This is a genomic window from [Actinomadura] parvosata subsp. kistnae (genome assembly GCF_900323885.1).
Classification (GTDB): Bacteria; Actinomycetota; Actinomycetes; order Streptosporangiales; family Streptosporangiaceae; genus Nonomuraea; species Nonomuraea composti.
In genome coordinates this window covers 337,808-359,430 of sequence record NZ_OOHJ01000018.1, presented here as the reverse complement: position 1 = coordinate 359,430, position 21,623 = coordinate 337,808, and the positions used below count along the sequence as shown (strand labels likewise).

Genomic DNA, 21,623 nt, shown 5'->3' with positions numbered 1-21,623 from the left:
GGGGGAATGGGAGGATGTCCGGCATGCTCACCATCGGCCAGCTCGCGGACTACGCCGGAGTGACCATCAAGGCCGTCCGCCACTACCACCAGCGCGGCCTGCTGGCCGAGCCCGGCCGGGACGTCTCCGGCTACCGGCGCTACACCGCCAAGGACGCGATCGACCTCGTCAAGATCAGGACCCTGGCCCAGGCGGGCGTGCCGCTGGCCCGGATCAAGGACCTGCTCGACGCCGACGCGGACACGCTGGCGGCGGCCATCGCCGAGATCGACCACGACCTGGAGGACCGCATCGCGCAGCTCCGGCGAACCCGGGAACAGCTCGCCGAGCTGCGCGGCGGCGACCGCCTGTTCGTCTCGCCGGAGGTCGCCGACTACCTTGAGGAGCTGCGCCGGCTGGGCGTCAGCGAGCGCCGGCGCGACCTCGAACGCGACGGCTGGATCCTGATGCAGACAGCCTCGCCCGAGGACGCGGCCGGCTGGATCGCGGAGAAGCGGCAGCTCATCGGCGACCCCGAGTTCCGGGCCCTCTACCTGGAGCACGACGCCGCCTACGACTGGCCGCCCGACGACCCGCGCCTTCCGGCGCTCGCGGAGCGCACGCGGAGCTGGTTCGCCGGCCGGGTGGAGTCCCCGCCCGTCCGCGGCGAGGCGATCGCCCGGCTGGCCCGGCAGTCGCAGCCCGGGGCCTCGTCCCCGGCGTGGGAGCGGCTGGCCCGGCTCATGGAGGGCTGACCGGCAGGCTGACGATCATCGTCAGCCCTCCTCCCGGTGTCTCCTCGGGGACGAGGGTGCCGCCCATGGCCTCGGTGAGCCCGCGCGACAGCGCGAGGCCGAGCCCGACGCCGGTGCCGTTGTCGCGGTCGCCGAGCCGCTGGAACGGCAGGAAGACCCGCTCGTGCTGCTCGGGCGGGATGCCGGGCCCCCGGTCGACGATCCGGATCTCGACCTCGTCGTCGTGCCGGCTGCCCGTGACCAGCACCTTGTGCCCGGGCGGGCTGTGGCGTACGGCGTTGGCCATCAGGTTGACCAGCACCCGCTCCAGCAGGGCGGGGTCGGCGACGATCTCGGGCAGGCCGGCGGACACGTCGCCCTCGACGCGCTCGCGCAGCGGGCCGAGGTCGTCGATGGCGCGGGGCACCACGTCCTCCAGGGCTACGGGCTGGAGCGACAGGCCGAGCACCCCGGCCTGCAGCCGGCTCATGTCGAGCAGGTTCTCCACCAGCCGGTCGAGCCGGGTCAGGGACTCGTCGGCGGTGGCCAGCAGCTCGTCGCGGTCCTCGTCGGTCCACGTGACGTCCCGGCTGCGCAGGCTCTCCACCGCCGCCTTGGCCGCCGAGAGCGGCGTGCGCAGGTCGTGGCTGACGGCGGCGAGCAGCGCGGTCCGCATTCTGTCGGCCTCGGCCAGCGGCTTGGCCAGCCCCGCCTCCTGCTCCAGGCGTTCCTGGCGGAGCGCGACGGCGGCCTCGGCGGCGAAGGCTTCCAGCACCCGGCGGTCGCTGGCGTCCAGCAGCCGGCCGCGGGCGGCGAGCACGAGCCGGTCGCTGATCACCACGTCGGTGTCGGCCGCGGCGGGGGCGGTGCAGGGCGCGGCGCCGGAGGTGGCGATGATCCGCCAGGCGGCCGGCTCGGACTGGTCGTCGGGGGTGGGCTCGCCGGCGCGTTCGAGCAGGGTGACCGACTCCAGGCCGAACGTCTCGCGCAGCCGTCCCAGCAGGGAGGGCAGCGCGGCCTCGCCGCGCAGGACGTGCCCGGCCAGCGTGGACAGGACCTCGGCGTCCGCGCCCGCCCGCGCGGCCTGTCGGGTGCGCCGGGCCGCCAGGTCCACGATCGTGCTGACCACCGCCGCGACCAGCACGAACACGATCAGGGCGAGCAGGTTCTCCGGGTCGGCGATGGTGATCCGGCCGACCGGCGGCGTGAAGAACCAGTTGAGCAGCAGCGACCCGCCCACCGCCGCGACGATCGCCGGCCACATGCCGCCGATCAGCGCGACCCCCACCACGAGGCACAGGAACAGCAGGATCTCGCTCGGCAACTGCAGCACGTCGCGGAACGGGGCGAGCGCGGCGGTCAGCGCGGGCAGCCCGGCCGTCGCCACCGCCCATCCGGCGAGCCGCCGCTTGCGGGTCAGGGCGGCGCGGCTGCGTTCCCGCCGCCCGCGGCCCTTCTTGGCCTCCTCGTGCGTGACCAGGTGCACGTCGATCGAGCCGGACAGGGCGGTGGTCTCGACGCCGACGCCGCGCGAGAGTATCTGCGCGAACCGGCCCCTGCGGGAGGCGCCCAGGACGAGCTGGGTGGCGTTGACGCCGCGGGCGAAGTCGAGCAGCGCGCGCGGCACGTCGTCGCCGACGACCTGGTGGTAGGTGCCGCCCATGCTCTCGACCAGCGTGCGCTGCCGGGCCAGGCTCGCCGGGTCGGCGCCGGCCAGCCCGTCGGCGCGGGTCACGTGCACGGCCAGCAGGTCGGCGCCCTTGGTGCGGGCCGCGATCCTGGCCGCCCGCCGGACCAGCGTGTCGCCCTCCGGGCCGCCGGTCAGCGCGACCACGACCCGCTCCCGGGTCTCCCATGTGCCCTTGATGCCGTGGTCGGCGCGGTAGCGGTCGAGCTGGTCGTCCACCTTGCCCGCCACCCACAGCAGCGCCAGCTCCCGTAGGGCGGTCAGGTTGCCGACGCGGAAGTAGTTCGCCATGGCGGCGCTGACCTTCTCCGGCGCGTACACGTTGCCGTGCGCCATCCGGCGGCGCAGCGCCTCCGGCGACATGTCCACCAGCTCGATCTGGTCGGCGCGGCGCACCACCTCATCCGGTACGGTCTCCCGCTGCGGCACCCCCGTGATCTCCTGGACGACGTCGTTGACCGACTCCAGGTGCTGGATGTTCACCGTGGAGATGACGTCGATGCCGGCGTCCAGGATCTCGTCGATGTCCTGCCAGCGCTTGACGTTCTTCGAGCCGGGCACGTTGGTGTGGGCCAGCTCGTCGATCAGCGCCACCTTCGGCCGGCGCGCGATCACGGCCTCGACGTCGAGCTCGGTGAACGTGGCCCCCCGGTACACGACGCTCCTGCGGGGGACGACCTCCAGGCCCTCCAGGAGGGCGGCGGTGCGCGGGCGGCCGTGCGTCTCGACCAGGCCCACGACCACGTCCCGGCCGCGCTCGGTCGCGCGGCGGCCCTCCCCGAGCATCGCGTACGTCTTGCCGACCCCGGGGGCCGCCCCGAGGTAGACCCGCAGGCGGCCCCTGGTCATGACCGGTCCAGGGCCAGGTTGAGTTCGAGCACGTTCACCGCGGGCTCGCCCATGAAGCCGAGCGCGCGGCCGGTGGTGTGCTGCCGGATGAGCCGCTCCACCTCGGCCTGGTCGAGACCGCGTTCCTTCGCGACGCGGGGGGCCTGGAGCTCGGCGTAGGCGAGCGAGATGTGCGGGTCGAGACCCGACCCGCTCGCGGTCACGGCGTCGGCGGGGACCACCGCCGTGGCGTCGCCCCGGACGGGGACGGTGCGGCCGGCCGCGTAGTCCTCGCCCGGCCTCGCGCACTCCACCCTTCTGCCCTCGTAGGTGGCGACGAAGGGGACGGCCGGGCACGCCTGGTTGACGCTGACGGCCTTGTCGGGGAAGACCTTCAGCACCGCGCCGACCCCGTCCGGGGTGCAGTACGGGCGGGCGCCGCTGACGCCCTCCAGTTCGCCGATCGCCTTGGAGCGGGTGCAGACCTGGGTGAGCAGCGACTTCCGGTCGGGCGTGTCGATGACGTCCTCGGGGCCGAGGTTGCCGGCGCTGGTGGAGGTGGGGTCGTAGCCGTCGCCGGCGGCCGACGGGCGGGACTGGAAGTACTTCCTGACCGGGTTGCCGTCGGCGTCGGTGAAGGACTGGCCGATCAGCGAGCTGCCGTGGCCGCCTTCGACCAGGGAGCCGTTGGCCTGGTGGTGGAACAGGGCCTGGGCCACTCCGGTGGTGACCAGCGGGTAGACCAGGCCGAGCAGCACGGTCAGGACGGCCACCGCGCGCAGGGCGGCGAGATGCTGGCGGAGCCAGCCGGGCATGCGGTCCATTCAGCTCATCCCCGGAAGGAACTGGATCAACAGGTCGATGATCTTGATACCGATGAAGGGGGCGACGATGCCGCCCAGGCCGTAGACGTACAGGTTGCGGGACAGCAGCTTGGAGGCGCTGGACGGCCGGTAGCGCACGCCCCGCAGGGCGAGCGGGATGAGGGCGACGATGACCAGCGCGTTGAAGATCACCGCTGCCAGGATCGCGGACTGGGGGCTGGACAGGCGCATGACGTTGAGCGCGTCCAGGCCCGGGTAGACCGCGGCGAACATGGCCGGGATGATCGCGAAGTACTTGGCGATGTCGTTGGCGATGGAGAACGTGGTCAGCGCGCCGCGCGTGATGAGCAGCTGCTTGCCGATCTCGACGATCTCGATGAGCTTGGTCGGGTTGGAGTCGAGGTCGACCATGTTGCCCGCCTCCTTGGCGGCCGACGTGCCGGTGTTCATCGCCACGCCCACGTCCGACTGGGCCAGGGCGGGGGCGTCGTTGGTGCCGTCGCCGGTCATCGCCACCAGGCGGCCGCCCTCCTGCTCCCTTTTGATGAGGGCCAGCTTGTCCTCGGGGGTGGCCTCGGCCAGGAAGTCGTCCACGCCGGCCTCGTCGGCGATGGCCTTGGCGGTCAGCGGGTTGTCACCGGTGATCATGACGGTGCGGATGCCCATCCGGCGCATCTCGTCGAAACGCTCGCGCATGCCCGCCTTGACCACGTCCTTGAGGTGGATCACGCCGAGCACCCGGCCCTTTTCGGCCACCACGAGCGGGGTGCCGCCGGAGGCCGAGATGCCGTCCACCAGGTGGCCGACCTCGTCGGTGGGGTGGCCGCCCGCGTCACGCACCCACTTCATGACCGCGGTGGCGGCGCCCTTGCGCACCTCGCGGCCCTCGAAATTCACCCCCGACATGCGGGTCTGGGCGGTGAAGGGCACCCATTCGGCGCCGTGGATCTCGCGTTCGCGCAGGCCGTAGTGCTGCTTGGCGAACACCACGATCGAGCGGCCCTCGGGGGTCTCGTCCGCGAGGCTGGACAGTTGCGCCGCCTCGGCCAGCTCGGCCTCGCTGACTCCGTCCACCGGGACGAACTCGGCGGCCTGCCGGTTGCCCAGGGTGATGGTGCCGGTCTTGTCCAGGAGCAGGGTCGAGACGTCCCCGGCGGCCTCCACCGCGCGGCCCGACATGGCCAGCACGTTGCGCTGCACCAGGCGGTCCATGCCGGCGATGCCGATCGCGCTCAGCAGCGCGCCGATCGTGGTCGGGATCAGGCAGACCAGCAGGGACACCAGGACGACGCCGGTGACGCCGTCGGCGTTCAGCGCGAGCGAGTCGGGCACGCCCGGGTTGACCAGCTTGCTGTAGATCGCGAGCGGCTGCATGGTGACGGTGGCGACCAGGAAGATGATCGTCAGGGCGGCGAGCAGGATGTTGAGCGCGATCTCGTTCGGGGTCTTCTGCCGGTTCGCGCCCTCCACCAGGGCGATCATCCGGTCGATGAAGCTCTCACCCGGCTTCTGGGTGATCTTCACGATGATCCGGTCCGACAGCACCTTCGTGCCGCCGGTGACCGCTGAGCGGTCGCCACCCGATTCCCGGATGACCGGGGCGGACTCGCCGGTGATGGCGGACTCGTCCACGCTCGCGATGCCCTCGATCACGTCGCCGTCGCCGGGGATGACCTCCCCGGCCTCGACGATCACCAGGTCGCCCTGCTTCAGCTCCGGGGCCCCGACCACGTCCCACTCCGTCGCCGCGCGGCTCTTGAGGCGGCGGGCGGTGGTGTCGCGCTTGGCGGCGCGCAGCGTGGCGGCCTGCGCCTTGCCGCGCCCCTCCGCCACCGCCTCGGCCAGGTTCGCGAAGATCACCGTCAGCCACAGCCACACCACGATCGCCCAGGCGAAGAACGACGGGTCGAAGACCGCGAGGACGGTCGTGAAGACGGCGCCGGCCTCCACGATGAGCATCACCGGGTTGCGCCACAGGGTCGCCGGGTTGAGCTTGCGCAGCGCGTCCGGCAGCGAGCGGATCATCTGCTCCGGGTCGAGCAGCCCGCCGCCCACGCGCCGCTTCTCCAGTACGGGGGTCGACATGTCAGGACAGTCCTTCCGCGATGGGGCCGAGCGCGAGGGCGGGCAGGAACGTGAGGGCGACCAGGATGATCGTCACGCCGACGACCATGCCGACGAACTGCGGCCGGTGCGTCGGCAGCGTGCCCGCACCCGCCGGCACCGGCGCCTGCGCGGCCAGCGAGCCCGCCAGGGCCAGCACCAGGATGATCGGCAGGAACCGGCCGAACACCATGCACAGGCCGAGCGCCACGTCGTACCACGGGGTGTTGACGGTGAGGCCGGCGAAGGCGGAGCCGTTGTTGTTGGAGGCGGAGGTGAACGCGTACAGGACCTCCGAGAGGCCGTGCGGGCCCGAGTTGAACATGCTGGCGCGCTGCTCCGCCGAGCCCATCGCGAACGCGGTGCCGACCAGCACCAGGGCCGGGGTGACCAGGAAGTAGAGCGAGGCCAGCTTGATCTCGCGGGCGCCGATCCTCTTGCCCAGGTACTCCGGCGTGCGGCCGACCATCAGCCCGGCCACGAACACGGTGATCACCGCGAGGATCAGCATGCCGTACAGGCCCGATCCGGTGCCGCCCGGCGCGACCTCGCCCAGCATCATGTTGACCAGCGTCATCATGCCGCCGAACGGGGTGTAGCTGTCGTGGAAGGAGTTCACCGCGCCGGTGCTGGTGAGCGTGGTGGCGGCGGCGAAGGTGGCCGAGTTCGACACGCCGAAGCGCACCTCCTTGCCCTCCATCGCCGCGCCGACCGCCTGCGGCACGGTGGCGTTCCCGCTGAGCTCGAACACGTTCGTCAGCAGGACGCTCGCCAGCGCGAGCACGCCCATCACGGCGAGGATCGCGTAGCCCTGCCGGACCTGGCCGACGAGCCTGCCGAACGTGCGGGTGAGCGAGAACGGGATCACCAGGATCAGGAAGATCTCGAACCAGTTCGTCCAGGTGGCCGCGTTCTCGAACGGATGGGCCGAGTTGACGTTGTAGAAGCCGCCGCCGTTCGTGCCCAGCTCCTTGATCACCTCCTGGGAGGCGACCGGGCCGCCGGTGATCGCCTGGGTGCCGCCGGTCAGCGTGCTCACCTCGTGCGGGCCGGCGAAGTTCTGGATCAGCCCGCCCGCGACCAGCACCAGCGCGCCCACGAACGCGATCGGCAGCAGGATCCGGATCGTGCCGCGGACCAGGTCCACCCAGAAGTTGCCGATCGTGCCCGCCTTGCGCCGGGCGAAGCCGCGGACGAGGGCGATCGCCACCGCCATGCCCACGGCGGCCGAGACGAAGTTCTGCACCGCGAGGGCGGCCATCTGGGTCAGGTGGCCCATCGTGGACTCGCCGGAGTACGCCTGCCAGTTGGTGTTGGTGACGAAGCTGATCGCGGTGTTCCAGGCGATGTGGTCGGTGACCGGCTTCATGCCGACGCTCAGCGGCAGCTTGTCCTGCAGCCGCTGGATGCCGTACACGACCAGGATCGAGACCACCGAGAACGCCAGCAGGCCGCGCGCGTAGACGCCCCAGCTCTGCTCGGCGTCGGCGCGCACGCCCAGCAGGCGGTAGATCACCCGCTCGGCCCGGTTGTGCCTGGTCGTGGAGTAGACGCGGTACATGTGATCGCCGAACGGCTTCCACACCAGGGCCACCGCGGCGATCAGGGAGGCGATGAAGAGCATCCCGGCCAGGGTCGTGCTCATCAGAACCGCTCCGGGAACAGCAGGGCCGCGACCATGAAGATCACCAGACCGGCCACCACGACCAGGCCGGTGGCGTTGACAGCGCTCAAAGCCGCTCCACCGCCCGCACGACCAGCCCGAAGACCACGAAGATCGCGATCGTCAGGGCGACGAAGATGACGTCCGCCATCCCCACTCCTCAGCTCGAATGATGAGATCGCCGCCGCCCTCGGGGGGCGGCCGCAGATCAAGCAAACGCCGGGAATCGGGTGGTTTTGCCGTTCTTGACGGGATTCATACGGGTGGAGCCGGAATCTTGACGGGCTCTCTACGCGCCGGCCCGGGCCGTGCTCAGCCCTCGCTCACGCGTCCCAGGTGACCGGGAGGCTCTTGACGCCGTAGATGTCGGCGGTCTCCGGCCGCAGCGCGACCTGGTCGGCGGGCACGGCCAGGCGCAGCGTGGGGAAGCGGTGGAACAGGGCGGGGAAGGCGACCCGCATCTCGACGCGGGCGAGCTGCTGGCCCAGGCACTGGTGGATGCCGTGGCTGAAGGCCAGGTGGCCGCCGTCCTGCCGGTGGACGTCGAGCACGTGCGGGTCACGGAAGCGCTCGGGGTCGCGGTTGGCGGTGCTCAGGGACAGGATGAGCGTCGTGCCGGCCTTGATGGTGTGGCCGCCCAGCTCGACGTCCTCCAGCGCGACCCGGAAGAACTGCTTGGCGACGGTCAGGTAGCGCAGCAGCTCCTCCACGGCCTGGTCGGTGAGGGCGGGGTCGGCGCGCAGGGCGGCGAGCTGGTCGGGATTCCGCAGGAGGGCGAAGGTGCCCAGGGCGAGCATGTTGGCGGTGGTGTCGAAGCCGGCCGACAGCAGGATCAGGGCCATGCCCTGCAGCTCCTCGTCGGTCAGGTCGCTGTCGAGCAGGTCGCTGAGCACGTCGTCGGTGGGATGGGCGCGCTTGGCGGCGACGAGTTCGGCGAGGTACTGCTGGGTCTCGACGTAGGCGGCGCCCACCTCCTCGTCGCCGGCCTCGCCGCCGAGGAACAGGTCGATGTTGTGCTGGAAGCGGCCGCGGTCCTCGTACGGGACGCCGAGCAGCTCGCAGATCACGATGGCCGGGATCGGCTTGGCGAAGGCGGTCACCAGGTCGGCGGACGGGCCGGCCTTCTCCATGGCGTCCAGGTGCTCGGCGGTGATCTGCTCGACCCGCTCGGTCAGCAGCCGCATGCGCCGGACGGTGAACTTGCCGACCAGCGGTTTGCGGTAGCGGCTGTGCTGGGGCTCGTCCATCAGCAGGAACTCGCCGGGCGGCGCCGGAGGCACCTCGATGTCGCCGTAGTCGATGAGCGGGTGGTGCTTCATCAGCTCGCGGCGGGAGCTGAAGCGCGGGTCGGCCAGCACCTGCCGGACCAGGTCGTAGCCGGTGACCACCCAGCCCTGGTGGCCGTCGGGGAAGGTGAAGCGGCTGATCGGGCTCTGCGCGCGGGCCTCGACGAGCTCCTGGGGCGGGTCGAACGGGCAGCCGGGCCGGCGGGTGGTGGGCATGGCGGCGAGGGTGTGGTCCATCAAGGTGGTTCCTTTCAGGAGATCTTGCGGCGGTAGGCGTTCATGGCGAAGGCGTAGGCGACGACGAGGATGCCGACGCACCAGCCCAGGGCGATCCAGATGTCGTTGCCGACGGGCTGCTCGGCGAACAGGGCGCGCACGGCGTTGACGATGGAGGTGACCGGCTGGTTGTCGGCGAAGACGCGCAGCACCGTCGGCATGGTGTCGGTGGGCACGAACGCCGAGCTGAGGAAGGGCAGGAAGATCAGCGGGTAGGAGAACGCGCTCGCGCCTTCCATGGTCTTGGCCGACAGGCCGGGGATGACGGCGATCCAGGTCAGCGCGAGGGTGAACAGGATGAGGATGCCCGCCACCGACAGCCAGGCGAGGATGCCCGCGCTGGAGCGGAAGCCCATGAGCAGGGCCACCAGCATGACGACGACGAGCGAGACGAGGTTGGCGACCAGCGAGGTCAGCACGTGTGCCCACAACACCGACGAGCGGGCGGTCGGCATCGACTGGAAGCGCTCGAAGATGCCGCCCTGCATGTCCATGAACAGGCGGTAGGCGGTGTAGGCGATGCCCGAGGCGACGGTGATGAGCAGGATGCCGGGCAGCATGTAGTTCACGTACGACGTGCCCGATCCGATGTTGATCGCGCCGCCGAAGACGTAGACGAACATGAGCATCATGGCGATCGGCATGATCGCGGTGGTGATGATGGTGTCGGGGCTGCGGGTGATGTGGCGCAGGGAGCGGCCGAGCAGGACGCCGGTGTCGCCGAAGAAGTGCTTGCTCATGATGGGGTTCCTTAGGCTTTCGTGCCGACGAGGCTGAGGAAGACGTCCTCGAGGGTCGGCTGCTTCTCGACGTACTCGACCTTGGCGGGCGGCAGCAGCCGCTTGAGCTCGTCCAGGGTGCCGTTGACGAGGATGCGGCCCTCGTGCAGGATCGCGATCCGGTCGGCGAGCTGCTCGGCCTCGTCGAGGTACTGGGTGGTGAGCAGGACGGTGGTGCCGTTCGCGGCGAGCTCCTTGACGGCCTGCCAGACCTCGATGCGGGCCTGCGGGTCGAGGCCGGTGGTGGGCTCGTCCAGGAAGATGACCGGCGGGTCGCCGATGAGGCTCATCGCGATGTCGAGGCGGCGGCGCATGCCGCCCGAGTAGGTGGCCACCTTGCGGCCGCCCGCGTCGGTGAGGGAGAAGCGGGCGAGCAGGTCGTCGGCGATCCTGCCGGGGTTGCGCAGGTGGCGCAGGCGGGCGACCAGCACCAGGTTCTCCCGGCCGCTGAGGATCTCGTCCACGGCGGCGAACTGGCCGGTCAGGCTGATCGACTCGCGCACGTCCGCCGCCTGGGTGGCGACGTCGAAGCCGTTCACGCGGGCGGTGCCGGCGTCCGGCTTGAGCAGCGTGGACAGGATCTTCACGGCGGTGGTCTTGCCGGCTCCGTTGGAGCCGAGCAGCGCGAAGATGCTGCCCCGCGCGACCTCGAAGTCCACGCCGCGCAGCACGCGCAGGTCCTTGTATGCCTTCTCCAGGCCGTGCACCTGGATCGCCGGAGCTTGCTGGGTGGTCATCGCGTCGTCCTGTTCTCTTGCGCGGCGCGCTCGATGGCGCTGGTGAAGCGGGCGCGCTCGCGGGCCCGGTACTGTCCGAGGGGGTAGTTGGCCATGAACGCCTCGACGAACTCCACGGGGTCGTCGCCGAAGATGTCGCGGATGGGGGTGCGGTCGGCCGCGCTCTGCTCGAACAGGTCGGCCAGGTCCTCGTACATGGTCATCGCTTCGGCGCCGTCGGCCGGCCCGAAGTGCATCAGGTAGCGCTCCAGGGCCTCGACCGCGGTGCGGTAGGCGCCGGGCAGCCCCTTGACGCGGGCCTTGTACCGCCGCCAGCGCTTCTTCTCCTCCAGGGAGCCGGTGACCAGCTCCAGGTAGTGCAGATAGCGGCTCTTCTGTTCGTCGGCCACGTCTACTTGCCTCCTTTGCGCAGCTGCTGGAGCCGTTCGGCCAGGAAGCTCCAGGTCTTCCAGAACTCGTCGAGGTGGTCGCGGCCCCGGGCGTTGAGGGAGTAGACCTTGCGCGGCGGCCCCTTCTCCGACGGGACCTTCGCCACCTCGACCAGGCCGCGCTGCTCGGCCCTGACCAGCAGGGCGTAGACGGTGCCTTCGGCGATGTCGGTGAAGCCCCGGCCGCGCAGCCACGCGGTGATCTCGTAGCCGTGGGCGGGCCGGGCGGACAGGATCGCGAGGACGATGCCGTCCAGCGTTCCCTTGAGCATTTCCGTCATGAGGGTGGCCATGGCGTATCTCCCCCTTTCTCCGCTACTCGGTGGTGCTGACTACCGGTACAAAGTAACACTGACTACTGGTACCTAGCAACACCGAATAGTGGGCGGCTTGAGCGTTCACGCGCCCACCATCGGCGCATCCGCTGACACCGGGCCGTCATGGCGCTGAGACGGCCACTGACACGAAGTCCCGCCGTGCGGCGCCGCACGGCGGGACTTCGTGGTGGGGTGATATCCGGGCTCAGGGCCTCGCGGTCGCGGGGAAACCCGTCCAGCGCAGGTGGGCCGGGAGGTGGCTCATGTCGTTGAACATCACGATCGTGGGAGGCAGGCCGGTGCGGTAGTCGATGACGGTCAGCGCCGTGTTGGCGCTGTTCAACCCCAGCCAGCGGGACGGCGGCGCGTCCATCGCGTGCCGGATCAGCCACGCGATCTGGTAGGCGTGCGTCACCAGCACCTCGTGCGTGTCGGGCTCGTCCCGGTCGGGCGTCCTCGCGAACCGTTGGACCAGGGCGTCGGCGAGCTCCCGGCCCTCGGCCGCCTCCGCCGCGTCGTAACCGTCGAAGAAGCCGAGCCAGGACGCCGGCGTCTCGGCCGGGTCAGGGATGTAGGGCACGTGGTCGGTCAGCTCGGCGGCCTCGGCCACCGGCACGTCCGGCAGGTGGCGGGCCAGCTCGTACGCGCTCGCCTCGGCGCGCGGCAGCGGCGAATGCCACACGGCGTCGATCGGCAGCCCGGCGAGCCGCTCGCCCAGCAGGCTCGCCTGCTTCCGCCCCGCGTCGGTGAGCTGCCCGAACGCGTCGGCGGCGCCGTGGCGCGCCAGGTAGAGGTGTCGTGTCGTCATCGGGGGTCGGGAACGCGGCGGTCGCGCTCCCTGCTCCTTCCTCTCGGGTCTTTCTCAGGTCGTGACAGTGCCGGTCGTGACGGTGCCGGTGGTGCCGTCGACGGTGATGAGGGCGCCGTCCCGCAGGACGGTCGTCGCGTCCGGCACGCCCAGGACGGCCGGGATGGCGCACTCGCGGGCGACGATCGCGGCGTGCGAGAGCACGCCGCCGGTCTCGGTGACGACGCCGGCGGCGACGCGCAGCAGCGGGGTCCAGGCGGGGTCGGTGAAGGGGCAGACCAGGATGTCGCCCGGGCGGACGCGGGCGAAGTCGGCGGGGCCGCGGACGATCCTCGCAGTGCCGGTCGCGGTCCCGCGACTGCCCGGCGCGCCGGTGAACGCGGCCGGCGGATGTTCTGCGCCGGAAGGCGGCAGCGTGGCCGGCGGGTGTTCTGCGTCGGTAGGCGAGAGTGTGGCCGGAGGCGGTGTCTCGCCGTGAGGCGGGAGTGCGGTCGGCGCGTGTGTCTCGCCGGGCGGCGGAGGGAGGGCGGCGGTGATCGGCCGGGCTTGCAGGATCCAGATGCGGTCGCCGGTGATCGCCCACTCGATGTCCTGCGGCCCGCCGCACGCGGCGGCGATCCGCTCGCCCAGCCCGGCGAGCCGGATGGCGGTCGCGTCGTCGAGTGCCGGCAGGTCGCGGGCGGGGGCGGGCACCTCGCTCGTGACGAGCCGCGTGCCGTGCCGGTCGAGGCGGGTCCGCTTGCTCGCGACGGTACGGGTGACGGATCCGCCGGCGGTGACGACGTAGGCGTCAGGGGTGACGGTGCCGCCGACGACGCTGGGCCCGAGCCCCCAGGACGCCTCGATCCGGGTGGGGTTCCCGGTGAACATGACCCCGGACACCTCGGCGTCCAGATGGCGCTGGACGATGACGGCCATCGCGAGGTCGTCGCCGCCGGCCGTGCCCCGGTAGTGGACGGCGCGTTCGGAGAACAGCGAGGCCCAGCAGGAGCGTACGGCGGCGGCGACCTCGCCCGCCCCGTGCACGGCGAGGAAGCTCTCGTGCTGCCCGGCGGCCGATGCCTGGCCGGTGTCCTCGCCCGATGCCGACGACCTGACCGCCACGACGGGATCGCCGAGCCCAGCCAGTGCCTCGGCCAGTGCCTCGGCCAGCTCTCCGGCCAGCTCTGCGGTGAGGTCGCCGGAGCCCGCCGGGTCGCGCGCGGCGGCGCGGTACGCGGCGAACGGGACGACGAAGCCGTCAGGAACCGGCAGTCCCGCCCGCAACAACGCGCCGAGCGCGCCCGCCTTGCCCCCGCAGGTGCCGGCGACGGCCTGCGCAAGGGGAACGATCATCCCTCCGCCTCTCAACATTTTGTTGACAATAATTTGTTGATTCTGCATGATGAGTCGCATGTCACGCAAGCAGCACAAGGCTCACAGCGCGCAGGGCGACCACGCCCAGGCCGAGCGGGAGCAGGGCGCGCGCCGGCGGCTCATGGACGCGGGCGCCGCCGCGCTCGACCCCCGCCCGTGGCGGCCCTCGCCCGCGCCGCCGTCGGCGGTCGACCTGGTGCAGTTCGCCGTCTGGCGGCACGCCGACCTGAGCCCCGACGACATCCTGAGCGCGCTCGCCCTCCTGCCCGCCGCCCGCGCCGAGGTGGAGGGGCTGGAGTCGGCCCTGCTGTTCATCGCCAGGAGCGCGGGCCTGACGTGGGCGCAGGTGGCGCAGGTGATGGGGTTCAACTCGCCGCAGGCGTGCCAGCAGCACTTCACCCGCCTGACGGCGCGGCAGGAGGCCGGCTCGTGACGGTCGACTCCCCGCTCGACCTGCTGGTCCTGCACGCCGTACGCATCACCGGCTACGCCGACACGCCGGCCATCGCGCACCGTTACGGGCTCGACGCGGCCGAGACGAAGGAGGTGCTGCTCGACGCGCAGGCGTACGGCTGGGTCCAGCACACCGTCGCCTTCGGTGACACCGGAGGCTGGTCGCTGACCGAGCGCGGCAAGGCGGAGAACGAGCGCCTGCTCGCCGCCGAGCTCGCCCGCGCCGGCGTCGCCGACGAGGTCCGCGACGTCTACCGCGCGTTCCTTCCGCTGAACGCGCTCCTGCTGCGGGCCTGCACCGACTGGCAGCTCCGGCCCGCCGACGGCGACCGGCTGGCCGTCAACGACCACTCCGACCCCGACTGGGACGCGCGGGTGCTGACCGAGCTGGCCGGCCTCGACCAGGCGCTCAAGCCGCTCGCTGCCCGGCTCGAAAGTGCCCTGGCCCGGTTCCGTGGCTACGACACGCGCTTCACGGCGGCACTCGCCCGCGCCCGGTCAGGCGACGCCGCGTGGGTGGACCGCACCGACGTCGACTCCTGCCACCGCGTCTGGTTCGAGCTCCACGAGGACCTGCTCGCCACCCTCGGCCTCGACCGGCACGAGCAGCCCTGATCCCGCGCTCTGCCACCGGCGCGAAAAGGCCCCGGCCTCCAGCGGGTCGCTGGAGCCGGGGCCCGTTCTTGCCGTAGCGGGGGTTTCTCCTTCACTTGAGGGACGCGGTGACGTCGTCGACGGGTGCGGTGGCGCGGGTGCGCAGGGTGGCGGCGGCGAGCAGGGCGGCGGCCAGGGCGATGGCGGCGGCTCCGACGAACGCGGCGGAGAAGCCGTCGGTCAGGGCGGGCAGGTCGCCGAGCCGGTCGGCGCCGTTGGCGGCGGCGACGGCGGTCATGGCGGCCAGGCCGAGGGCGGAGCCGACCTGGTAGCTGGTGTTGACGATGCCGGAGGCCAGGCCGCCCTCCTCGGGGCGGGCGGCGGAGATGGCGGTGCCGAGGGAGGGGATGAAGGCCAGCGACATGCCGAGGGCGGCCACCAGGCTGGCGGGCAGGACGTCGGTGGCGAAGCTGCCGTCCGGGCTGATCAGTGAGAGCCAGGCCATGCCGGCGGTGAGCAGGGCGAGGCCGGTGACGGTGGTGGTCTTCGGGCCGAAGCGGCCGATGGCCTTGGGAGCGAGGACGATCATGCCGAGCATGATGAGGATGGTCATCGGGAGCAGGGCGGCGCCGCTGGGGAAGGCGCTGTAGCCGAGGACCTGCTGCAGGTAGAGGTTGAGGAAGAACCACATCGGGATCCAGGCGCCGCCGAGCAGGAGCTGGGTGAGGTTGGCGGCGGCCAGGTTCGGGGTGCGGAAGATGGACAGGCGCATCAGCGGCTCGCGGCGGCGGGCCTGGATGGCGATGAACGCGATGAGCAGGGCTGCGGCGGCGGCCAGGGTGATCCAGGTCTGGGCGGAGGCCCAGCCGGCTTCGGGGGCGCGGACGATGGCGTAGACGGCGGTGCCGAGGCCGAGGGTGACGGTCAGGGTGCCGAGCACGTCGATGGAGCCGCGCGTGGAGGTGGTGGCGGGCATCAGCGGGCCGGTGGCCAGGAGCGCGGCGATCGCGATGGGGATGTTGATGTAGAAGACCCAGGGCCAGCTGAGGTATTCGGTGATGAGGCCGCCGAGGAAGACGCCGGCGGTGCCGCCGGCCGGGGCGGCGGCGCCGTACAGGGCCAGGGCCTTGGTCAGCTCCTTGGGGTCGTGGCCGAACAGCATCATGAGCAGGGTGAGTGCGGACGGGGCGATGAGCGCGGCGCCGATGCCCTGGACGGCGCGGCCGGTCAGTTCCACCCATACCTCGGGGGCGATGCCGGCCAGCAGGGAGCCGGCGAGCAGGATCAGCCAGCCGGTGCTGAACAGGCGGCGGGCGCCGAGCAGGTCGGACAGGCGGCCGCCGAGCAGCAGCAGGCCGCCGAAGGCGACGACGTAGGCGTTGAAGACCCAGGACAGGTTCTCCTGGGAGAAGCCCAGGTCCTGCTGGATGCGGGGGAGGGCGACGCCGATGATCGAGGTGTCCATGATGACGATGAACTGGGCGGTGGCGATCAGGGCCAGGGCGGCCCAGCGCCGGGGGGATGGTGCGGACATGAGAACTCTCCCATAGCTTTTCGTTACCCCTGGGGGGTATGTCGGGCGGTGCCAATAAATACCCCCTGCGGGTATATGTCAAGCCCCGAGTTCTCGCGGTTGCTCGGAATACCGTAGGGGGGTATGGTGTTGGTATGAGCGACTGACCTAGGAGAGGGGTGGACATGGCCGGATACGCCGGTACCAAGCAGGACCACGCGTTGCGCCTGCGCCGTATCGAGGGGCAGGTCCGCGGGCTGCAGCGGATGGTCGAGGACGACAAGTACTGCATCGACATCCTGACGCAGGTGTCGGCGGCGACCAGCGCGCTGAAGTCGTTCTCCCTGTCGCTGCTCGAAGAGCACCTGGCCCACTGCGTGGCCGAGGCCACGCTGAAGGGCGGGCCCGAGGCGGAGGCCAAGGTCAAGGAGGCCTCCGACGCCATCGCCAGACTCGTACGTTCCTGACCCCCACCGGATTGAAGGAGAGATCTGCTATGAGCACCGCCACCTACACCGTCAAGGGCATGACCTGCGGCCACTGCGTGAGCTCGGTCAAGGAGGAGGTCGGCGAGGTGGCCGGGGTCACCGGCGTCGAGGTGGACCTGGCCTCCGGGCTGCTGACCGTGGACAGCGACGGCCCCGTCGACCCGGCGAAGATCGTCGCCGCGGTGGAGGAGGCCGGGTATGAGGTGGTGACGTCGTGAACACCGCGGTGAAGCTGGGCTCGTACGTGCTGGGGCTGGCCGTCGTCTTCGGTGGCGCGCTGGGCGTCGGGAAGGTGGTCGGCCCGGTGGGCGCGCAGCCGGCGGCCGAGAACCACGCCGCCATGGCGGCGCCCACTCCGAGTGCGAGCGCGGCACATGGGGAGCACGCCACCGCCCCGGTGCAGGACGATACCCCCGGGGGGCTCCAAGTTTCTGAGAACGGCTACACCCTGGACCCGATCACCACGGCGCTCAAGCCCGGCGAGCCGGCCGACTTCCGTTTCACGGTGACCGGCCCGGACGGTAAGGCGGTCACCGGTTACCAGGTGGAGCACGACAAGAAGCTGCACCTCATCGTGGCCTCCCGGGATCTGGCGACGTTCCAGCACGTGCATCCGGAGATGGCGGCCGATGGCGTGTGGTCGGTGCAGCTGACCTTGCCGAAGGCGGGCCCGTACCGGGCGTTCGCGGACTTCGCGCCGACCGGTGGCGAGGGCCTGACGCTGGGCGCGGATGTGTTCGTGGCCGGCGACTACCAGCCCGAGGCGCTTCCCCAGCAGAGCCGGACGGCGACGGTCGACGGGTATGAGGTCACCCTCGACGGCGACCTGACCCCCGGGCAGTCCAGCCGGCTCACCCTCAAGGTGAGCAAGGATGGCAAGCCGGTCACCGACCTGCAGCCCTATCTCGGCGCCTACGGCCACCTGGTCGCGCTGCGCGCCCGGGATCTGGCCTACCTGCACGTGCACCCCGACGGCGAGCCGGGCGACGGCAAGACTCAGGCCGGTCCCGAGATCGTCTTCTACGCGGAGGTGCCGAGCACCGGCGACTACCGGCTGTTCCTGGACTTCCAGCACGAGGGCAAGGTCCGCACCGCCGACTTCACCCTGAGCGCGGGCGAGCGACCGCAGGTCCCTACGCCCACCCCCACGCCGACGCCGACCGGGCACGACGACGACGGCCACGGCCACTGATCGAGGAAGGAGAACGGTGATGTCCCAGCTCACCGATGACCGGCAGAACGCGGTCGAGCTCTCGATCGGCGGCATGACGTGCGCGTCCTGCGCGAACCGGATCGAGCGCAAGCTGAACAAGCTGGACGGCGTGACCGCGACGGTCAACTACGCCACCGAGAAGGCGAAGGTCACCTTCCCCGAGGGTGTGGATCCGCAGCAGTTGATCGCGGAGGTGGAGAAGGCCGGCTACACCGCGGCCCTGCCCGCTCCGCCGCAGCCCGACCAGGCCGAGCCGGAGCCGCAGGACGAGCTGCAGTCGCTGCGGCAGCGGCTGATCACCTCGGTGGTGCTGGCGGTGCCGGTGATCGCGATGGCGATGATCCCGGCGTTGCAGTTCACCAACTGGCAGTGGCTGTCGCTGACGCTGGCCGCCCCGGTGGTGGTGTATGCGGGTTGGCCGTTCCACAAGGCCGCGTGGACCAACCTGCGCCACGGCGCCGCCACCATGGACACGCTGATCTCCATCGGCACCCTGGCCGCGTTGGGCTGGTCGTTGTGGGCGCTGTTCTTCGGCAGCGCCGGCACGCCCGGCATGACGCACCCGTTCGCGTTCACCATCGAGCGCACCGACGGCTCCGGCAACATCTACCTGGAAGCTGCCGCCGGGGTGACGGCGTTCATCCTGGCCGGCCGCTACTTCGAGGCCCGCTCCAAGCGCCGCGCCGGCGCCGCATTGCGGGCGCTGCTGGAGCTGGGCGCCAAGGACGTGGAGCTGGCCGACGGCCGCCGCATCCCCACGGAGCAGCTCAAGACCGGTGACCGGTTCATCGTCCGGCCCGGCGAGAAGATCGCCACCGACGGCGTGATCGAGGAGGGCACCTCGGCGGTGGACGCCTCGATGCTCACCGGCGAATCGGTGCCGGTCGAGGTGCGGCCGGGCGATGCGGTCACCGGCGCCACCGTCAACGCCGGTGGGCGGTTGATCGTGCGGGCCACCCGGGTCGGCGCCGACACTCAACTGGCTCAGATGGCCAAGCTGGTGGAGGACGCCCAGACCGGCAAGGCGCAGGTGCAACGCCTGGCCGACCGCATCTCCGGCATCTTCGTGCCGATCGTGATCGCGCTCGCGCTGGGCACGCTCGGGTTCTGGCTGGGCACCGGGGACGGGGCGGGGGCGGCGTTCACCGCGGCGGTGGCGGTGCTGATCATCGCCTGCCCGTGCGCGCTGGGCCTGGCCACGCCGACCGCGTTGCTGGTCGGCACCGGCCGGGGCGCGCAGCTGGGCATCCTGATCAAGGGGCCGGAGGTGCTGGAGTCGACCCGCCGGATCGACACGGTGGTGCTGGACAAGACCGGCACCGTCACCGAGGGCAGGATGACCCTCACCGGCGTGCACGTGGCCGAGGGGGAGAGCGAGGAAGAGGTGCTGCGCCTGGCCGGCGCGCTGGAGCACGCCTCCGAACACCCCATCGCCCAGGCGATCGCCCGCCAGGCCCGCTCCCAGGCGACCGTGGAGGACTTCACGAACGTCGAGGGGCTGGGCGTGCAGGGCATCGTGGACGGCCACGCGGTCCTGGTCGGCCGCCCCCGCCTGCTGGAGGAGTGGTCCCAGCACCTGCCCGCCGACCTGGAGCGGGACCTGCACGAGGCGCAGGCCGCCGGCCGCACCGCGGTCGCGGTCGGCTGGGACGGCAAGGCGCGCGCGGTGCTGGTGGTGGCCGACGTGGTCAAGCCGACCAGCAGGGAAGCCATCGCCCAGCTGAAAGCGCTGGGCCTGACCCCGGTCCTGTTGACCGGCGACAACGAGGCCGTGGCCAGGACCGTCGCGCAAGAGGTGGGCATCGACGAGGTGATCGCCGAGGTGCTGCCCGCCGACAAGGTGGACGTGGTCAAGAAGCTGCAGGCCGACGGCAAGGTGGTGGCGATGGTGGGCGACGGCGTCAACGACGCCGCCGCGCTGGCCCAGGCGGACCTGGGCCTGGCCATGGGCACCGGCACCGACGCGGCGATCGAGGCCAGCGACCTGACCCTGGTCCGGGGCGATTTGCGGGTGGCCGCGGACGCGATCCGGCTGTCCCGCCGCACGCTGTCGACCATCAAGGGCAACCTGTTCTGGGCGTTCGCCTACAACGTGGCCGCCCTGCCACTCGCGGCGCTCGGCCTGCTCAACCCGATGATCGCGGGCGCGGCCATGGCGTTCTCCAGCGTCTTCGTGGTCACCAACAGCCTCCGGCTGCGCCGCTTCAAGTAACGCGGGTCAGCGGGCCTCGGTCGTACCGTAGGCGAGCCACCCCAGGTCGCGGAAACCGGCGGCCTCGGCCACCGCAGCCGAGGCCCGGTTGTCGGGCGCGTGCATGTAGGTGGGCAGGGCGCCTTCGTCGAGCACCCGCCTGGCCGCCTGCGCGACGAGCCGGCGTGCGAGCCCCTGGCCGCGGGCCTCGGGGGCGGTCACGACGGCCAGCTCGTGCCCGTAGGCGTCGTGCCGCTTCACCCCCACCCCGGCCAGGTGCGCGCCGGTCGCGGGGTCCGTGGCGACCAGGACCTCGCCGCCGAAGGGCCACAACCACTCCGGTACGCCGCGCGCGTCGGCGGGCACCCAGGCTCCGGCGTCCGGCAGGGGCGCCGGGTCGGTGGTCCAGCGGTAGACGGCGGTGAACCAGCCACGCTCGGGAAAGCCGACCAGGGCGGGGATCTGCGGCCCCAGCACGGCGAGGTCCTTGTCCTCGGCATACCGCTCCGCCACCGCCACGGCGGCGTGCGGCGGCACGGACAACACGCCGGCCTCGGGGCTCGACACGCCCAGGGCGGGGTGGATCCGGCCGTCCCAGCCGGGCTTCTCGCGCTGGGGGGCGCCGATGACGTCCAGCCCGGAGGCCGGGAGCCGGCCGCCGAGCCAGTGGGACAGGTGCTCGGTGAGCAGTCGTTCCATGACCTTCCTCCAAAGTACGGTAGGGGGGTATGGTACATCTCGATCCTGGAGGAGGACATATGAGACGCCTCGCCCCGCTTGAGCCCGATGAGGCGCCGGGCAAGTCCAAGGAGCTGCTGAACGACATCGTCAGCAGGAGAGGCGGCGTGGGGGAGATGGTCGCCACCATGGCGCACTCGCCGGCGCTGCTGGAGGGCTACCTGAGCCTCTCCAGGGCCATGAAACGGGTCAAACTGCCGCGCGCCCTCAGCGAGAAGATCTCCCTCGCCGTCCAGGAATGGATCGGCTGCGGCACCTGCCTCCAGGCGCACACTGAGGCCGCCCGCGCGGCCGGGCTCAGCGACGCCGACATCGCGCTCGCCCGGCAGGGCACCTCCACCGACGCCGGGGAGGCGGCCCTGATCGCCGTGGCCGTGCGGGTGCTGGTGGAGCCGTCCACCATCACGGACGCGGACGTCGCCGACCTCCGGGCGCACGGCTGGAGCGACCGGATCATCGCCGAGCTGGTGGGCGTGGTCACGCTCAACCTGCTGACCGGGGCGTTCAACCTGCTGGCCGGCCTGCAACCGACCGAATGAAACGGCAGCGCCATGCTCGATGGTAGGAGGGTCATGGCTGCGACTGCATCGGTGAAGTCGCCGTTCCCGGCGAGCAACGGCGCTCCTCC

General features: G+C 71.6%; 22 protein-coding genes. 8 read left to right on the top strand and 14 right to left on the bottom strand.

The window, feature by feature from the left end; translation table 11 throughout:
- The first annotated feature begins 23 nt into the window (after positions 1-23).
- Positions 24-734, top strand: a complete 711-nt coding sequence (locus KIS93_RS21840; protein ID WP_186404373.1) for a MerR family transcriptional regulator — start codon at positions 24-26, stop codon at positions 732-734.
- Here KIS93_RS21840 and KIS93_RS21835 read toward each other — a convergent pair.
- The 12 genes from KIS93_RS21835 to KIS93_RS21775 all read right to left on the bottom strand — a co-directional run bounded on the left by KIS93_RS21835 (position 721) and on the right by KIS93_RS21775 (position 13,784).
- Positions 721-3,249, bottom strand: a complete 2,529-nt coding sequence (locus KIS93_RS21835) for a sensor histidine kinase (RefSeq protein ID WP_080045906.1) — start codon at positions 3,247-3,249, stop codon at positions 721-723. The two genes, KIS93_RS21840 and KIS93_RS21835, sit on opposite strands and share 14 nt — an antisense overlap.
- Complete coding sequence (locus KIS93_RS21830; protein ID WP_080045907.1) at positions 3,246-4,052, bottom strand: potassium-transporting ATPase subunit C; 807 nt, start codon at positions 4,050-4,052, stop codon at positions 3,246-3,248. The genes KIS93_RS21835 and KIS93_RS21830 overlap by 4 nt, the downstream gene beginning before the upstream one ends.
- Positions 4,053-6,137, bottom strand: a complete 2,085-nt coding sequence (gene kdpB / locus KIS93_RS21825) for a potassium-transporting ATPase subunit KdpB (protein ID WP_080045908.1) — start codon at positions 6,135-6,137, stop codon at positions 4,053-4,055.
- Between the two features lies 1 nt (position 6,138).
- Positions 6,139-7,800, bottom strand: coding sequence for a potassium-transporting ATPase subunit KdpA (kdpA, locus tag KIS93_RS21820; RefSeq protein ID WP_186404372.1), 1,662 nt, complete (start codon positions 7,798-7,800; stop codon positions 6,139-6,141).
- On the bottom strand, positions 7,800-7,889 hold the full coding sequence (gene kdpF / locus KIS93_RS21815) for a K(+)-transporting ATPase subunit F (RefSeq protein WP_080045909.1): 90 nt from the start codon (positions 7,887-7,889) through the stop codon (positions 7,800-7,802). Before kdpF ends, kdpA begins: the two co-directional genes overlap by 1 nt.
- Before the next feature lie 252 nt (positions 7,890-8,141).
- Positions 8,142-9,341, bottom strand: coding sequence for a cytochrome P450 (locus KIS93_RS21805; RefSeq protein ID WP_080045910.1), 1,200 nt, complete (start codon positions 9,339-9,341; stop codon positions 8,142-8,144).
- A gap of 14 nt (positions 9,342-9,355) precedes the next feature.
- Complete coding sequence (locus KIS93_RS21800; RefSeq protein WP_080045911.1) at positions 9,356-10,120, bottom strand: ABC transporter permease; 765 nt, start codon at positions 10,118-10,120, stop codon at positions 9,356-9,358.
- Between the two features lie 11 nt (positions 10,121-10,131).
- Positions 10,132-10,896: an ABC transporter ATP-binding protein gene (locus KIS93_RS21795; protein WP_080045912.1), complete on the bottom strand. Its 765-nt coding sequence runs from the start codon at positions 10,894-10,896 to the stop codon at positions 10,132-10,134.
- On the bottom strand, positions 10,893-11,285 hold the full coding sequence (locus tag KIS93_RS21790; protein WP_080045913.1) for a DUF1048 domain-containing protein: 393 nt from the start codon (positions 11,283-11,285) through the stop codon (positions 10,893-10,895). The genes KIS93_RS21795 and KIS93_RS21790 overlap by 4 nt, the downstream gene beginning before the upstream one ends.
- A gap of 2 nt (positions 11,286-11,287) precedes the next feature.
- Positions 11,288-11,617 carry a PadR family transcriptional regulator gene (locus KIS93_RS21785; protein WP_080045914.1) on the bottom strand — a complete coding sequence of 110 codons (330 nt, stop codon included), beginning with the start codon at positions 11,615-11,617 and terminating at the stop codon, positions 11,288-11,290.
- A gap of 229 nt (positions 11,618-11,846) precedes the next feature.
- Positions 11,847-12,449 carry a histidine phosphatase family protein gene (locus KIS93_RS21780; protein ID WP_080045915.1) on the bottom strand — a complete coding sequence of 201 codons (603 nt, stop codon included), beginning with the start codon at positions 12,447-12,449 and terminating at the stop codon, positions 11,847-11,849.
- A gap of 54 nt (positions 12,450-12,503) precedes the next feature.
- Entirely contained in the window at positions 12,504-13,784 is a 1,281-nt protein-coding gene (locus KIS93_RS21775; protein ID WP_080045916.1) for a PEP/pyruvate-binding domain-containing protein, read from the bottom strand.
- Positions 13,785-13,842: 58 nt separating this feature from the next.
- Here KIS93_RS21775 and KIS93_RS21770 point away from each other — a divergent pair, with 58 nt between their 5' ends.
- Together KIS93_RS21770 and KIS93_RS21765 are read left to right on the top strand one after the other, a co-directional pair.
- Positions 13,843-14,238 (top strand): DNA-binding protein, encoded by a 396-nt coding sequence (locus KIS93_RS21770; protein ID WP_080045917.1) that lies wholly within the window; start codon positions 13,843-13,845, stop codon positions 14,236-14,238.
- Positions 14,235-14,873: a transcriptional regulator gene (locus KIS93_RS21765; protein ID WP_080045918.1), complete on the top strand. Its 639-nt coding sequence runs from the start codon at positions 14,235-14,237 to the stop codon at positions 14,871-14,873. The genes KIS93_RS21770 and KIS93_RS21765 overlap by 4 nt, the downstream gene beginning before the upstream one ends.
- A 91-nt stretch (positions 14,874-14,964) precedes the next feature.
- Here KIS93_RS21765 and KIS93_RS21760 read toward each other — a convergent pair whose 3' ends face one another.
- Complete coding sequence (locus tag KIS93_RS21760; RefSeq protein ID WP_080045919.1) at positions 14,965-16,386, bottom strand: MFS transporter; 1,422 nt, start codon at positions 16,384-16,386, stop codon at positions 14,965-14,967.
- Positions 16,387-16,550: 164 nt separating this feature from the next.
- On the opposite strand from KIS93_RS21760, the gene KIS93_RS21755 reads away from it, so the two are divergent.
- The 4 genes from KIS93_RS21755 to KIS93_RS21740 are packed head-to-tail and all read left to right on the top strand — an operon-like array spanning position 16,551 to position 20,278.
- Positions 16,551-16,832 carry a metal-sensitive transcriptional regulator gene (locus KIS93_RS21755; RefSeq protein ID WP_080047583.1) on the top strand — a complete coding sequence of 94 codons (282 nt, stop codon included), beginning with the start codon at positions 16,551-16,553 and terminating at the stop codon, positions 16,830-16,832.
- A 29-nt stretch (positions 16,833-16,861) separates the two neighbouring features.
- Entirely contained in the window at positions 16,862-17,071 is a 210-nt protein-coding gene (locus KIS93_RS21750) for a heavy-metal-associated domain-containing protein (protein ID WP_080045920.1), read from the top strand.
- Positions 17,068-18,045 (top strand): hypothetical protein, encoded by a 978-nt coding sequence (locus KIS93_RS21745; protein WP_080045921.1) that lies wholly within the window; start codon positions 17,068-17,070, stop codon positions 18,043-18,045. Before KIS93_RS21750 ends, KIS93_RS21745 begins: the two co-directional genes overlap by 4 nt.
- A 19-nt stretch (positions 18,046-18,064) precedes the next feature.
- Entirely contained in the window at positions 18,065-20,278 is a 2,214-nt protein-coding gene (locus tag KIS93_RS21740; protein WP_080045922.1) for a heavy metal translocating P-type ATPase, read from the top strand.
- A 6-nt stretch (positions 20,279-20,284) separates the two neighbouring features.
- Here the strand turns inward: KIS93_RS21740 and KIS93_RS21735 are convergent, their stop codons facing one another.
- A complete protein-coding gene (locus tag KIS93_RS21735) occupies positions 20,285-20,956 on the bottom strand; it encodes a GNAT family N-acetyltransferase (protein WP_080045923.1) in 672 nt (223 codons plus the stop codon).
- Positions 20,957-21,015: 59 nt separating this feature from the next.
- Here KIS93_RS21735 and KIS93_RS21730 point away from each other — a divergent pair, with 59 nt between their 5' ends.
- Positions 21,016-21,534 carry a carboxymuconolactone decarboxylase family protein gene (locus KIS93_RS21730; protein WP_080045924.1) on the top strand — a complete coding sequence of 173 codons (519 nt, stop codon included), beginning with the start codon at positions 21,016-21,018 and terminating at the stop codon, positions 21,532-21,534.
- Positions 21,535-21,623 lie beyond the last annotated feature (89 nt).

What these genes read in the sequence shown, in the direction of transcription:
- KIS93_RS21830 (WP_080045907.1), bottom strand. Translation starts at nt 4,052, where the DNA reads ATGGACCGCATGCCCGGCTGGCTCCGCCAGCATCTCGCCGCCCTGCGC.
- KIS93_RS21770 (WP_080045917.1), top strand. Translation starts at nt 13,843, where the DNA reads ATGTCACGCAAGCAGCACAAGGCTCACAGCGCGCAGGGCGACCACGCC.
- KIS93_RS21780 (WP_080045915.1), bottom strand. Translation starts at nt 12,449, where the DNA reads ATGACGACACGACACCTCTACCTGGCGCGCCACGGCGCCGCCGACGCG.
- KIS93_RS21835 (WP_080045906.1), bottom strand. Translation starts at nt 3,249, where the DNA reads ATGACCAGGGGCCGCCTGCGGGTCTACCTCGGGGCGGCCCCCGGGGTC.
- KIS93_RS21750 (WP_080045920.1), top strand. Translation starts at nt 16,862, where the DNA reads ATGAGCACCGCCACCTACACCGTCAAGGGCATGACCTGCGGCCACTGC.
- KIS93_RS21775 (WP_080045916.1), bottom strand. Translation starts at nt 13,784, where the DNA reads ATGATCGTTCCCCTTGCGCAGGCCGTCGCCGGCACCTGCGGGGGCAAG.
- KIS93_RS21740 (WP_080045922.1), top strand. Translation starts at nt 18,065, where the DNA reads ATGTCCCAGCTCACCGATGACCGGCAGAACGCGGTCGAGCTCTCGATC.
- KIS93_RS21755 (WP_080047583.1), top strand. Translation starts at nt 16,551, where the DNA reads ATGGCCGGATACGCCGGTACCAAGCAGGACCACGCGTTGCGCCTGCGC.
- KIS93_RS21760 (WP_080045919.1), bottom strand. Translation starts at nt 16,386, where the DNA reads ATGTCCGCACCATCCCCCCGGCGCTGGGCCGCCCTGGCCCTGATCGCC.
- KIS93_RS21785 (WP_080045914.1), bottom strand. Translation starts at nt 11,617, where the DNA reads ATGGCCACCCTCATGACGGAAATGCTCAAGGGAACGCTGGACGGCATC.
- kdpA (WP_186404372.1), bottom strand. Translation starts at nt 7,800, where the DNA reads ATGAGCACGACCCTGGCCGGGATGCTCTTCATCGCCTCCCTGATCGCC.
- kdpB (WP_080045908.1), bottom strand. Translation starts at nt 6,137, where the DNA reads ATGTCGACCCCCGTACTGGAGAAGCGGCGCGTGGGCGGCGGGCTGCTC.
- KIS93_RS21795 (WP_080045912.1), bottom strand. Translation starts at nt 10,896, where the DNA reads ATGACCACCCAGCAAGCTCCGGCGATCCAGGTGCACGGCCTGGAGAAG.
- KIS93_RS21730 (WP_080045924.1), top strand. Translation starts at nt 21,016, where the DNA reads ATGAGACGCCTCGCCCCGCTTGAGCCCGATGAGGCGCCGGGCAAGTCC.
- KIS93_RS21805 (WP_080045910.1), bottom strand. Translation starts at nt 9,341, where the DNA reads ATGGACCACACCCTCGCCGCCATGCCCACCACCCGCCGGCCCGGCTGC.
- KIS93_RS21800 (WP_080045911.1), bottom strand. Translation starts at nt 10,120, where the DNA reads ATGAGCAAGCACTTCTTCGGCGACACCGGCGTCCTGCTCGGCCGCTCC.
- KIS93_RS21840 (WP_186404373.1), top strand. Translation starts at nt 24, where the DNA reads ATGCTCACCATCGGCCAGCTCGCGGACTACGCCGGAGTGACCATCAAG.
- KIS93_RS21735 (WP_080045923.1), bottom strand. Translation starts at nt 20,956, where the DNA reads ATGGAACGACTGCTCACCGAGCACCTGTCCCACTGGCTCGGCGGCCGG.